We start from the raw sequence: 13,287 nt of genomic DNA, 5'->3' as shown, positions 1-13,287 counted from the left end.
CGATTAACCTGAAATGTTGCGTCTATAATCTGCACCATTACCCGTTTCTAATAAAACACCATCTACAAAATGTAAATATGTGCACTCGTCCTTAGTGGTTAAATCATCTTTATGGACACGATGAGTACGATAAAAGAGCACCTGTATTTCTTTACCGTCTATTTGGTATTTTTCATTGAAGTCGCCAAGCCCTAGCTTTTGCTTAACATCACTATAGCTGGCATTTAATTGAATTTTGTCAATTTTCTTACGGTTTTCATATTCACGATCGCCAAACGAAGTTGACATTGAATGCCCTTCATCACCGCCACCAACAGCAATAACACATCCCGTTAATGATAAAGTTAAAGGTGCCGCAATAAGTAATGCTATAATTGATTTTTTCATAAGTTTCCCTGATTAATATTTTATGTGTAAATATTTTATATAATTTAAACAACGTTATTGGTCTACAACTTACTTAATAGCAAGGGATAAACCAACTCGGCAACACATTGATATATATATAAATAAAATAAAAACCAGGTAAACACGGCGAACATGTTTTGTGATATTCGCTAAAACATAGCCTCTTTGACAAGTAATTATAAATTTATGACCATAACTGACGAAATAACAATCATCGCTAATCAATTAGCTAATCAAGGTAAAAAGCCAACGGTAGCCTTGCTTAAAACCAAACTAAAAACACCAGTGCCACTGCCAACCCTTATATCAATATTAAGAAATTGGACCCATGACCCTAAACTGATCACATTAACCGGTGAAACTAAGAAGCTTGTTGAAAAAAATCAAACGCTAGCCTTGAACTCTCCAGAAATAGAGATGATGATAACTAAAGCAATAGCAACGGCATTAGAGCCAATAGAAACTGAATTAGCAGAGCTAAAAGCCCTGATCATTAGCCTAAAAAAAATATAAGTTAAGGAATTCTAGGGCTGAGCATATTAATAAAGCTAACCAGTGAGTCGGCCACTTTCTTATGCGCTTTAGCACCTACTTTTTCGACCCAGATCTCCCCGTTGTCATTGTTGACACTTAAAATCATATTATCGTCGTCGGTCAAGGCAAAAAATAAAGTTAATGGTTGCTTTAATTTCTGCTTCATTAATATATGCCCTATCACATTTTCTTGTAAACGTTGGAAGTCATCTTTGCTCCAAGCAAAAAGTAGTGATAAAGCGCCTTCCTCACAGCTTGCATCTAAGGTGTCGCTGTACAAACTGGTGAAATAGGTTTTAAAATCCGCGTGTATTGTTATTTCTAACGCTTTTTCAACATTATCAAAGTTAATCGGGTCGCTTATTTCACAAGGCTGCCAATATTGATGATTTTCATCATAATCATCTGATAAACATGGAGAAGGCCATTGTTCGTCTTTTTCGATAAGCGGTAAATGCTGGTAACGTTCTTGGTATTGTGATAAATATTTTTGTGAAAATAATGATAAAGATTGCATTAACTCGCATGGTGATGATTTCATCTGTTAAAAAGATCCTTTAAAATGTAACGACAAATAGCCAATAGACTAAACTAGCCATTGTATGACAAATTATAAAAACGCAAAAGTATTAAGCCAATTAACACTTGGAAAAGCCACTAATTATTGCAGTGAATATAACCCAGAACTCTTGCAAGCGGTACCTCGAACTTTAAATAGAGACAGTTTAGCTATTCACGCCGAAAGCTTACCCTTTATTGGCGAAGATGTCTGGTATGCCTATGAACTTTCGTGGCTCAATAGCACAGGTAAACCCATTGTTGCTGTTGCAGAATTTCGTTTTCCTTGCACTAGCACTAACATAGTTGAGTCTAAGTCATTTAAATTGTATTTAAATAGCTTTAATCAGAGTCGGTTTTCATCTTGGCAAGAGGTTGAAGATTGCTTAATTAAAGATCTATCCAATACCGCTGAAGGCAAAGCGGGCGTAAAGCTATTTCCTGTTGATAATTGCCCTGCACTGGAAATAAATCATCAGATTTTTTCTGAAAACACCCTATGTATAGATGATGTTGAACTTGATATTGATAACTATCAACTTGATCCAACGCTGCTCAACAATGCAAATATTGCAGGGGAAATGGTCAAGGATGAATCTTTAGTCAGCCATTTATTAAAATCTAACTGTTTAATTACTAATCAACCCGATTGGGCAAGTATTTATATTCAATACAGTGGTCAAAAGATTTCACCGAGCGCTTTGCTAGCTTACTTAATATCATTTAGACAACATAATGAGTTTCACGAACAATGTGTTGAAAGAATATATTGTGATTTAATGAAATATTGTCAAGTGACTGAGTTGACTGTTTTTGCGCGCTACACCAGACGGGGCGGTTTAGACATAAATCCATTTCGATCGACGTCTACCTTACACGCACCAACCGGAAGAACGCTAAGACAATAAACACTATTTGAGTTAAATCAATTATAAATCATTATCAATGCTGACTTTTTAGCATCTTAGGTTTACTATTAAGTCATATAATTTAAAAGTGTGTTCATTTTTATATTAACTATATTTAGCTATACTCAATGCAAATTTATCAAGTCCATTAGCCGATAAAGTACTTTACGGAAGACCGTTTTTTATGAGCAACAACCCAGCAGCCAACAAAGAAATAACATTACTGAAGAAAAAACTCGAACTCGCCATTACTTCACGTGCCGACGTAGAAAAAGACCTGAACTCACAGTCTTCATTGTTAATAACCTTTATTGAAAAGCTTTCTCTTGTATGCAAGGGCATGGATATTACGTTAGATAATAAGTTGGCTAAGTTACGACTTTTACTCAAACAGTCGGCGCCACTTGCTGACATTCAAGCACACATAGCCGCAACTTCACTTTTACTACAAAAGCAATCTCAAATAAACATTTCAAATCTTAACCAATTACACGAAAGATTCCATATCGCTGGTTTAGCTTTGCAAAAAATCAATGGCTTACCTGCTGACTTACGACGTAAATTACGTAGTTTAATCACGGAGTCAAAAGATCCCAAAGATGCTGTTATACAATATGTTCCCTTGTTAAGTCAGTTATTAACCTTTTACGATGACGCCTTAGCAGCAAAGTTTATTGACGCTGCTCCTGTGGGGGGATTATTAGGACAACAGAACTCAACAACAAAAACGGTTGAAGTTAATAACGATGCCGAGCTGAAATACATCGCTCGTTTTGAAACAATTATTGCCGACTTAGTTGTCTCAGATAAACATGCAAAAGATATCGCTGTGATTAAGTCTCAGCTCAATGAAGGTATATCAAACAACAGCTTACTAGACAGTTTTTTGGCCGTATTTGATGTGATCATTGAAGATTTAAACGATGAAAGAAATACTGCAAAAGTATTTCTTTCAACATTAAGCGAAACCTTAACAACGGTGCAGTTCGCAGTAAAAACAACACTAAACAGTTGCAAAGAATCTCAATCACAACATGGTTTATTAAATGAACAGTTGCAAAAACAGATTGTAGATATGGCTAATGGATTAGATAAAGCCACGTCTCTAGCCGATATTAAAGTTGATATTAATGCTAAGTTAAAACTTATTGCTGGTACGCTTTTAAAGAAAACAACCTTTGAACGTGAACAACAAGATGCTTTACACGGCCAATTATCGTCAATGACTGAAAAGGTCGAATTATTAGAAAAACAAAGCAGAAACTTTGAAAAACGCATTCAAGAACAACAAGCCAGAAGCTTACAAGACGCCTTAACTAAGCTCAACAATCGCGCCGCATTTGATGAATACTTCGCTAGAGAAATGGTGCGTTTTCATAATAAAAATTTCGACTTGGCTATTGTGGTAATGGACCTTGATAACTTTAAGCGTATTAATGATACCTACGGCCACACTGCTGGCGATAAAACCTTGCAAGTTATTTCAAGTACCTTAAAAAAACACATAGGTAGTGACGCATTTATTGCACGTTATGGCGGAGAAGAGTTTGTACTCGTATTCTCTGGTACCAATCAAGAAAACTTAATCGATAAACTTAACCGACTGCGCTTACAAGTCGCAAAATTACCCTTTAAATTTAAAAGTAATAAAGTGACCATCACCATTTCTATTGGCGTTACACATATCCAACAAGATGATAATGTCCATATGGCTTTTGAACGAGCAGATGGTGCACTTTATCAAGCCAAAGAGAAAGGCAAAAACAACGTTGTTTACCTATAAATATCGTCTGAAAATTCCGTTTTTTCCTGCAATTATCCATAAAAAGCTAATAACCTTGGTACGTTTCAAGTTATTAGCTTTACATTTTTCTGAAGGAGCTCAATGATGAATACGCAAATAAATCCTGTTGGCAATATGAACCTGCTCTCACAATCAGAAATAGAGCAACTTCAAAAATCAGCGAACAGTAAAACTTATCAAGTCTATCGAAATTGTTCACTCGCGGTATTAAATGCCGGCAGCCATACCGATGATGCCGAACAAATATATCAAAAATTTCAAGATTTTGAGATACAAGTTTTGCGCCGCGAACGTGGGGTAAAACTAGCTTTAACAAACCCACCCGGTGATGCCTTCGTTGATGGTAAAATAATAAAAGGCATACAAGAGCTTTTATCAGCGGTGTTACGCGATATTCTTTTTACCCATAATCGATACCAAGCCGATGCTAAACATACTCAGCAGATAACAGATCTTACATTTGATATTTTACGAAATGCGAATGTTATTATCCCTGAAAGCGATCCTAATCTGGTTACTTGCTGGGGTGGTCATTCTATAAACGATAATGAGTACAAGTACACTAAGGAAGTGGGTTATCAATTGGGCCTGCGAGGCTTTAATATCTGTACAGGCTGTGGCCCAGGTGCAATGAAAGGTCCAATGAAAGGAGCAACTATAGCTCATGCAAAACAGCGTAATAAAGACGGTCGTTATATTGGTTTAACAGAGCCAAGTATTATTGCGGCTGAGCCACCTAATCCTATCGTTAATGAATTAGTTATCATGCCTGATATCGAAAAACGCTTAGAGGCTTTTGTTCGAATGTCACATGGTATTGTTATTTTCCCTGGGGGCGCAGGAACAGCCGAAGAATTGCTTTATATTTTAGGTATTATGCTCAATAGCAAAAATGAAGCTCAAAAATTACCTATTATTTTGACAGGACCTAAAGAGAGCGCAGAATACTTTATTCAAATTGATCGCTTCATTGGCGCAACTTTAGGTGAAAAAGCACAAAACCTTTATGAAATTATTGTTGATGACCCAATTGCAGTAGCTAAAGCCATGCGTCATAAATTAAATGAAGTCATAACTTATCGCAAAAAAACGGGTGATGCCTTCCATTTTAACTGGTCTTTAGTGATTGAGCCCGACTTTCAACAGCCTTTTGAACCTACGCACGAGAACATTGCTAACCTGCTAATTAGCTATGATTTAGACAAAGCGACATTAGCAGCAAACTTACGCCGTATTTTTTCTGCTATAGTAGCCGGTAACGTAAAATCGCAAGGTATTAGAGCGATCAGAGAGAATGGTCCCTTTGAAATATCTGGCGATAAAAAAATAATGAAACTAATGGATAATTTACTGGCGTCATTTGTTGAGCAACAACGAATGAAACTACCTGGCAGTAAATATATACCATGCTATAAAGTAATTTAAGGGTAAATGAATGTCCGCACATCTTGTATTAATTGATGCGTTGAATTTAATTAGGAGAATATACGCAGTACAAGAGCGTCCTTTTCTTTTTAATAACGAGCTTGCAGAAAACACCAAACAACAAGTCCTGTTTAATACCCAGATCGCTTGCGGACAAGCGTTAACAAAAATACTTGATCATCTACAACCTAGCCATGTTTTAGCGGTATTTGATAGTGATAAGCCTTGTTGGCGTTACGAGCTATTCCCTGATTATAAGAAAGGTAGAAAAAAAATGGCAGCACATTTGGCTGCCAGCCTTCCTGATATTCAAGATGAGTTAATGAAGCAACAAGTCGATTCATTAGTACCGGAAGAAGATGAAGCTGACGATATCATTGCGACATTGGCGGTAAAAATGGCATTAAAAGATCAAAATGTTACGATCGTTTCGACAGATAAAGGCTTCCTCTCATTACTGGGTCCACATATCGGCGTTTATGATCACTTTAATCGTCGCCATCTTGATACTAACTTTGTACTAAGTAAATTCAATGTTAAGCCACAACAGCTTATGGATTTATGGACATTAACCGGTGACAATACCAATAAGATTCCAGGGGTTGCGGGGATTGGACAAGTCACTGCTGCACAGTTATTAAATCAGTACGGATCATTAAAAAGTATACTTGAAGCAACTGACATTAAAGCAACATTAGCCAATAAGCTTGCTGAACATAAGGAACAAATTGCACTCAGCCAAGAACTTATTACACTAAAAAAAGACATAGCACTGGGCTTTAATTTAAAAGATATTCGCCTTTCTTCTTAGGGGGCGTGAACAAAATATTAGTATTAAACCTTGTATAAATTAACTAAAATAATTAGCGGTTGTTAAGCTTCATCTTTCAATATTGATCAACAATTTAACGGAAATTTTAATAAATGAATAAGAAAGTCATCTCTCGTATCTTAATCGCATTAGCCATTTACGGTGTTTTTGTTGCCCTAGTGGTAAACTTTTATGATGACAGTCCATCTGATATGGAATGGGGTGATCGCGAATCATATAACAAGCAATACATAGGTAAATTAACCTTAGAAAAGTTTAATTTCGACCAAGCGATCGAAGAATTAGGCAGCCCAGATATAACAGAGGCGAAAAAAGTTAATGAAAACAGTTTTCAAGTGACATTTTATCGTACTCAACACGTTAAATCTGATGGATTTACTACCCAAGACGAATGTACCGCACTTTTATTTAAAAATGGCTCACTTATCGCTATTGGCAACACAGCTTACGAACAGTTTCAACAACTATAAACTAACGCTGAAAGCAGCTTTAATAAAACAAAAGTCTAATAACGTTTTATTAAACGATCCTTTATACTAACAACTATAAAACACAATCAGGTAAAACCAAACGATGTAGGGTGCCTGAAAGGTTTTATCCTAGATTACACAAGTACCGCGTGCTATAACAGCACCCGTTTCCTAATTTGACAAACTCTTTTGAAAGGCAGAAAAATGGCTACACAAACCATAACAGTGATCCCCGGCGATGGCATTGGTCCCGATATTATCGATGCTACAATTAAAATACTAGACAAAGCCGGATGTGATTTTGCATATGAATATGCAGACGCCGGTCTTACTGCTCTTGAAAATCATGGCGACTTGATCCCTGAAAGTACCTTAGCGCTTATTCAAAAGAATAAAATAGCCCTTAAAGGTCCACTTACCACACCGGTTGGCGAAGGCTTTACTTCTATCAATGTTACTTTGCGTAAGCATTTCCAACTCTACGCAAATGTTCGCCCTGTAATATCGTTTAAAGGCACTAAAGCCCGCTACGAAGACATAAACATCATAACGGTACGTGAAAATACCGAAGGTATGTATTCAGGCTTAGGACAAATATTGTCTGATGATGGCGAAGTTGCTGAAGCAAAAAGTTTAATTACCCGTGAAGGTGCTGAACGCATTCTTACTTTTGCCTATGAAACGGCTATCAAAGAAGGTAGAAAAAAAGTAACAGCTGTTCATAAAGCGAATATTTTAAAATCAACTTCTGGCTTGTTTTTAAAAGTTGCGCGTGAAGTTGCTGCCCGTTATCCACAAATAGAATCGACAGAAATGATCGTTGATAATTGTTGTATGCAATTAGTAATGAACCCAGAACAATTCGATGTCATTGTAACAACCAACTTATTTGGTGATATTTTATCTGACTTGTGTGCAGGTTTAGTTGGTGGTTTAGGTATGGCTCCTGGCGCTAACATTGGTGGCGACTGCGCTATTTTTGAAGCTGTGCATGGTAGTGCACCAGATATTGCAGGCAAAAATTTAGCTAACCCTACTTCAGTGATATTAGCCGCTATTCAAATGCTTGAATATTTAAACATGGGTGATAAAGCCAGTAAGATCCGTAATGCAATTACAGATGTTATTGCTACGGGTGATAGAACGACTCGTGATTTAGGCGGCACTCACGGCACCACTGATTTTACCCAAGCGGTATTAGAGCGTTTATAAACCTAACGGGTTAGAAGTTGTTAGTAATACCAGCTTGTAACAGACATTAAAAAACCGACATTACGTCGGTTTTTTAATGCAAGAAGAGCCGTGCTATTCTTCTTTCATTGGCGGTGGAGATAATAATCTTGCATGAACAGTTATTTCTTCACGATCATAATAAAGGTGCTTAGCGTAGAGTTCATACTTTACTTTATGCTCACTAAAAGCATCTTTAAGTATTTGTAAGTCATTAGTGACTTCCTGATAACGGCCTTTCATTGGCAACTTTAAATTAAATATAGCTTCTTTACAGTAACCTTTTAATAACCACTCAGCCATTAGCTTAGCAACGCGTTGAGGTTTTTCGATCATGTCACATACTAACCAATGAACATTTTGTTTCATTGGTACATATTTGAAACCGTCCATCATGCGATGTTTAACTTGCCCTGTATCCATTAATGACTCAGCCATAGCGCCATTATCAATAGCTGTCACCATCATACCACGACGTACTAATTGATATGTCCAACCACCAGGAGCAGCGCCTAAATCAACGGCTTTAAGACCTGATGTTAAACGTTCGTCCCATTCATCGCGAGGTACAAAGTGAAGAAAAGCTTCATCTAATTTTAATGTTGAACGGCTCGGTGAAGCGCTTGGAAACTTCAACCTTGGAATACCCATAGTATAAACAGAGCTATTATCGGCTAACGAAAAACCAAAAATAGCTTCTTTACCACTTAGAAAAAGACCATGTAAGATAGCGCCATCGTTATCACCTTTTTCCATAAGAATTTTATTCTTACGTAATGCCTGGCGTAGCGGTACAGACAGCTTACGACAGAATTTCGAAAGTTCTTTACCTTCGTTTGTGTCAAGCATTTCCATCCGTAAATCAGCATATTGCCATTCGGTACCTAAAACTTCGGTAATAGCTTCAACACGATTGTAATCAGGTAAGTCAATTTTATCTGTTACGGTAACAAACCAATCGCGAGCGAATATCAGGCGGCGCAATGGGATTTTTTCCATTAAAACTTCACCGTCTTGAGGATTGTTTAAATGAAAATAGACTAAACCTTCGTTTTTAGTTAGCTGTAAATAGCCAAACACTTCATTCCACGCGGCTTTTTCTTGAATTTCTGCACCACACTCTTTTTCAAAGCCTGGGCGACAATATAATATAATAGAGGTCATAACTAATTTACCTACAAACGATCTTGGTCTGTGTTTAAAGTACACAGAGTACTATTAATTCCCGCCCAGCTGATACACAACCAACCCAGCGCAAATGATATACCACCAAAGGGAACTATTTTTCCAATAACAGTAAAATCAAAAAATGTTTTTATATACAAAACACCACTAAAAAATAAAATCCCGGCTATAAAAAAGCTTGCTGATAAATATAAAAGATTAATAACTTTAGCCGCATGACGCTTACTCATTAGAACTTGCAACCAAATGGCCACAGTAAGTAGTGCTATAGTATGAAAAAATTGATATTGCAATGCATTGGCAAGGCGTGATTGTACTTCATTTGGTAAATTTGCCCCAGCATGAGCAAACCAAGCGCCGAATAATACAGAAAAACAGCCACTGATACCAATAAATATCATAATGGCGGTCAAGTAATTTCTATAAACACAACTATATTTCATCTGGGTTATGCTCATCAATAAATTTAACCATTTCATTAACCGCCGATTGTATGTGTTGAGCATGGGTAAAACCTGACTTTACTCGTGGTTTCAAATTATGATCCCCATCGGTAAAAAATATACAGTGACAACGCTCTGAAAATTCATATTGTGCAATTTCTTCTTGGCTACCTAACGCATCTCGAGTGCCCTGTAAAATTAATATAGGCATTTGTGTTTCTTGCAAAGGTGCCAACCTTAATTTTTCAGGTTTTTTCTGTGGATGAAACGGGTAACCTAAACACATTACCCCTAAAAACTTAGTTGTTTTATCTCCAGCCAATGTCGCAGCGACACGTCCACCCATTGATTTCCCCGCGATAAAAAGGGGTAAATCACTATCTAACCCGTCAATAACGGTGGAAAAACATTCCAGTAATTTTGGCATTCTATCGGGTGGTCTACGATTACCTTGCGCCAAGCGAACATCCATATACGAAAAGTTAAATCTCAATATATTGATATTTTTTTTGTTTAAAGCAAGACTGACTTGTTCCATAAATTCATGACTTTTATCGGCACCCGCACCATGAGCAAAAACAACCAAAGCTTTAGGCTTTGCTACGGTACTAATAATAGTTGAAATATCAGGAGTGAGATTAATCATCTTATTGGTCATTTAATTCTTCTTGGTCTTGGGCAACAGTATCAAGCACCCATTCACGAAATGCTGCAATTTTACCTAAATCAACTTGTCGGTCTCGACACACGACGTAGTAGGCATTTTTACTTTCTAAAACATCTTCAAAGGGACATATAAGCCTACCTGCATCAATATCAGGTTTCGCCAGGAAACTATGAGCTAAGGCGACACCTTGCCCATGCATTGCCGCCTGAACAACCATAGCGGAATGACTGAATATGGGTCCATGATTGACATTGGTTGCTTTAACGTTTACTTGTTTGAACCATCGTTTCCAGTCACGGCGAGAAGTATCATGCAATAAAGTATGGTTGATCAGATCTTCGACTTTATCGAGTGGCTTTTTACCTTGCAACAATAAAGGTGAACAAACAGGAATAAGATATTCTTTTTGTAATTGTTCTGCATCAATATCAGCCCAATGGCCGCGGCCAAAATATATCGCTACATCAACATCACCCGTCAATGAATTCTCAGGTTGATCTACCGCTTTAATTCGAACATCGATGTCAGGATGTAAAGCATAAAAAGCATTTAATCTTGGCACCAACCACTGAATAGCAAAACTTGGTTGTGTGCTAACGGTTATCGCGCCTTTTTCACCACGGGCAAACAATCGCTCAGTTGCTTCGTTAATGGCATTAAAGACATCTTTAATATCAAGATAGTAGGCTTGACCTTCTTCAGAAAGCAACAAAGCACGATTTTTACGCATAAATAACTTTATGCCTAAAAAATCTTCAAGCGATTTTATTTGATGACTGATAGCCGCCTGAGTGACGAATAATTCTTCAGCAGCGCGAGTAAAACTCAACTGTCTTGCTGATGCCTCAAATGCTCTCAAAGCGTTTAGTGGCGGGAGCCTGTTAGACAAAATTCACCTTTAATTATAACTTTTACGTGGAATAGCATTCAAAATAAATGCATAAATAAGCAACAATGATAAATAACTATTATTCATTAGTTTTTCTAATGATAAACATTATAAATTGTCATTTCAAAAGTTACCAGAGTTAACGTAGAATTCGTTTCATAGATGAAGGACTTCATCTTTATCCCAAACATATTGGGCTAGCTATTGAATGTGATTCCCAACCCATGTTCAAGAATTAAGTAAGAAAAGGTCCCAGAACATCTATATGGATATAACGTTTAATTTAAGGGTGACCCTATGAAATTTTTTAATAAAGTAGCAATATTAACAGTAGCAGCAACCATGATGGTAGCACAAGTTCAAGCCATACAATTGGTAGAAGTAGAAACAGTCGCTGAATTTTCAATAACATTAGCGGCTGAAAAGAGTCTCGCTGATTCAATGAAATTAAGTACCTTTAGTACCATGTTAGCAACAGCTGATATTAACGTGCCAGTGACACAAATAAGCGATAAAGAAGTAAAGTCTACGCGTGACTTTGAAAAGTCACTATTGATTGCTGAGTAAGCGCTTATCTTAATTATAGGTATACTTTAAAAGCTTTACGGGAGTTTCTCTAGAACTTATCTAAAGTGGATAATTAAATATTAACCTATAATAGCCCAGCGTAAAGAAACAAAAAAGGATGCCATTAGCATCCTTTTTTAGATCTTATTCACTCAAAACGCATGCGTTAACTTGGAAATATACGATTATTTTGCCAAAGTTTACTAAAGATAGAATCAACAGACATTGATGCCGCTTTTGAAAACTTTTCCGCTAAGGTTTTTTTCATTACGTATCTTAAAGCAATAATTTTGTGTGACTTACTACGAGACTGAAGGAAATCATCACTGGTTTGAATTTCATCAACTAAACCAAGCTCTTTCGCGGTACTGCCAAACCAATGTTCGCCGGTTGCTACTTTATCAATATCTAAACTTGGACGACGTTCGCGAACAAAGTCTTTAAAGAGTAAGTGAGTTTCTTCCAATTCTTCAGAAAACTTTTCACGACCTTTATCGGTATTTTCACCAAACATAGTCACTGTACGTTTGAACTCGCCGGCAGTAAATTGTTCGTAGTCAATATCGTTTTTCTTGAGCAATTTATGAAAGTTAGGAACTTGCGCAATAACACCGATTGAGCCAACAATTGCAAACGGTGCAGAGATAATATGATTGGCAACACATGCCATCATATAGCCACCACTTGCCGCAACCTTATCAACTGATGCAGTTAACGGGATATTATGCTGACGAAGTCTGTCAAGTTGTGAAGCTGCTAGGCCATAACCGTGCACCATACCACCGCCGCTTTCTAAACGTAAAAACACTTCATCTTCAGGGGTTGCAACCGTTAGTATTGCTGATATTTCTTCACGTAGTGCACTCACTTCTCTTGCGTCAATGCTACCATTAAAATCAACAACAAAAATCCTAGCTTCAGCTTTAACTATAGTACCTTCATTATCGGCTGATAATTTTGCTGCTTTCTTATCGGCTTTAGCTTTTTCTTTCGCTGCTTTCTTATCTTTCTTATCTTTTTCTTTTAATTCTTCTTTTGATAAGAGGTAATGAATAATATCTTCTTCAACATCGATAAATTCTTCAGATAAGTCATTAAGCTCTAACTCACCTTTTTTACCGGCGGGTTTCATCGCTGAAGAAGCAATAACCGTGACAATTGCGACAATCGCAATAACTAAGGTGATCGCTTTAGCTAAAAACAACCCGTACTCATACAAAAATTCCAATACATTCTCCTGTTATTAACTTCATATGTCTAAATCGTTTATTGACTTGAGGCTAATATTTAAATTTATCTATTAGCTATATGGGGCATATTGCAAATAAATAAAGTTAATAAGTTAAAAAGGCAATAAAAAGGCAATA

15 protein-coding genes are annotated in these 13,287 nt (G+C 36.9%); 8 read left to right on the top strand and 7 right to left on the bottom strand.

What is annotated here, in order from left to right; translation table 11 throughout:
* Positions 1–3: 3 nt before the first annotated feature.
* Positions 4–387: a DUF3192 domain-containing protein gene (locus H4J75_RS14170; protein ID WP_070376254.1), complete on the bottom strand. Its 384-nt coding sequence runs from the start codon at positions 385–387 to the stop codon at positions 4–6.
* Positions 388–594: 207 nt separating this feature from the next.
* Between H4J75_RS14170 and H4J75_RS14165 the strand changes: the two genes are divergently transcribed.
* On the top strand, positions 595–921 hold the full coding sequence (locus H4J75_RS14165) for a hypothetical protein (RefSeq protein ID WP_182217553.1): 327 nt from the start codon (positions 595–597) through the stop codon (positions 919–921).
* Position 922: 1 nt separating this feature from the next.
* Here the strand turns inward: H4J75_RS14165 and syd are convergent, their stop codons facing one another.
* Positions 923–1,483 (bottom strand): SecY-interacting protein, encoded by a 561-nt coding sequence (gene syd / locus H4J75_RS14160; protein ID WP_070376252.1) that lies wholly within the window; start codon positions 1,481–1,483, stop codon positions 923–925.
* Positions 1,484–1,544: 61 nt separating this feature from the next.
* Here syd and queF point away from each other — a divergent pair, with 61 nt between their 5' ends.
* The 6 genes from queF to H4J75_RS14130 all read left to right on the top strand — a co-directional run bounded on the left by queF (position 1,545) and on the right by H4J75_RS14130 (position 8,151).
* Positions 1,545–2,408, top strand: coding sequence for an NADPH-dependent 7-cyano-7-deazaguanine reductase QueF (gene queF, locus H4J75_RS14155; protein WP_182222483.1), 864 nt, complete (start codon positions 1,545–1,547; stop codon positions 2,406–2,408).
* A gap of 184 nt (positions 2,409–2,592) precedes the next feature.
* Positions 2,593–4,191 (top strand): GGDEF domain-containing protein, encoded by a 1,599-nt coding sequence (locus H4J75_RS14150; protein ID WP_182222482.1) that lies wholly within the window; start codon positions 2,593–2,595, stop codon positions 4,189–4,191.
* 105 nt (positions 4,192–4,296) lie between these two features.
* Entirely contained in the window at positions 4,297–5,637 is a 1,341-nt protein-coding gene (ppnN, locus tag H4J75_RS14145; protein WP_182222500.1) for a nucleotide 5'-monophosphate nucleosidase PpnN, read from the top strand.
* Between the two features lie 10 nt (positions 5,638–5,647).
* Positions 5,648–6,448, top strand: a complete 801-nt coding sequence (gene xni, locus H4J75_RS14140) for a flap endonuclease Xni (protein ID WP_182222481.1) — start codon at positions 5,648–5,650, stop codon at positions 6,446–6,448.
* 113 nt (positions 6,449–6,561) lie between these two features.
* On the top strand, positions 6,562–6,939 hold the full coding sequence (locus tag H4J75_RS14135) for a DUF3192 domain-containing protein (protein ID WP_070376247.1): 378 nt from the start codon (positions 6,562–6,564) through the stop codon (positions 6,937–6,939).
* A 204-nt stretch (positions 6,940–7,143) separates the two neighbouring features.
* Positions 7,144–8,151 carry an isocitrate dehydrogenase gene (locus H4J75_RS14130; RefSeq protein ID WP_070376246.1) on the top strand — a complete coding sequence of 336 codons (1,008 nt, stop codon included), beginning with the start codon at positions 7,144–7,146 and terminating at the stop codon, positions 8,149–8,151.
* 93 nt (positions 8,152–8,244) lie between these two features.
* On the opposite strand, the gene rlmM is transcribed toward H4J75_RS14130, so the two are convergent.
* The 4 genes from rlmM to H4J75_RS14110 are packed head-to-tail and all read right to left on the bottom strand — an operon-like array spanning position 8,245 to position 11,353.
* Positions 8,245–9,333 (bottom strand): 23S rRNA (cytidine(2498)-2'-O)-methyltransferase RlmM, encoded by a 1,089-nt coding sequence (gene rlmM / locus H4J75_RS14125; protein WP_070376245.1) that lies wholly within the window; start codon positions 9,331–9,333, stop codon positions 8,245–8,247.
* 11 nt (positions 9,334–9,344) lie between these two features.
* Positions 9,345–9,833, bottom strand: coding sequence for a DUF423 domain-containing protein (locus H4J75_RS14120; protein WP_259364611.1), 489 nt, complete (start codon positions 9,831–9,833; stop codon positions 9,345–9,347).
* A complete protein-coding gene (locus H4J75_RS14115; protein WP_220465321.1) occupies positions 9,787–10,455 on the bottom strand; it encodes an alpha/beta family hydrolase in 669 nt (222 codons plus the stop codon). The genes H4J75_RS14120 and H4J75_RS14115 overlap by 47 nt, the downstream gene beginning before the upstream one ends.
* A complete protein-coding gene (locus H4J75_RS14110) occupies positions 10,445–11,353 on the bottom strand; it encodes a transcriptional regulator GcvA (RefSeq protein ID WP_182217538.1) in 909 nt (302 codons plus the stop codon). Before H4J75_RS14110 ends, H4J75_RS14115 begins: the two co-directional genes overlap by 11 nt.
* A 297-nt stretch (positions 11,354–11,650) precedes the next feature.
* On the opposite strand from H4J75_RS14110, the gene H4J75_RS14105 reads away from it, so the two are divergent.
* A complete protein-coding gene (locus H4J75_RS14105; protein WP_182222480.1) occupies positions 11,651–11,920 on the top strand; it encodes a hypothetical protein in 270 nt (89 codons plus the stop codon).
* A 166-nt stretch (positions 11,921–12,086) separates the two neighbouring features.
* Here the strand turns inward: H4J75_RS14105 and sohB are convergent, their stop codons facing one another.
* A complete protein-coding gene (gene sohB / locus H4J75_RS14100) occupies positions 12,087–13,148 on the bottom strand; it encodes a protease SohB (protein WP_182217537.1) in 1,062 nt (353 codons plus the stop codon).
* Between the last annotated feature and the right edge of the window lie 139 nt (positions 13,149–13,287).

This window comes from Colwellia sp. BRX10-1 (assembly GCF_014077545.1).
In the GTDB taxonomy this organism is placed as follows: domain Bacteria; phylum Pseudomonadota; class Gammaproteobacteria; order Enterobacterales; family Alteromonadaceae; genus Colwellia_A.
Note: the sequence above shows the minus strand (reverse complement) of the source record. Positions and strands in the feature narration are given on the sequence as shown.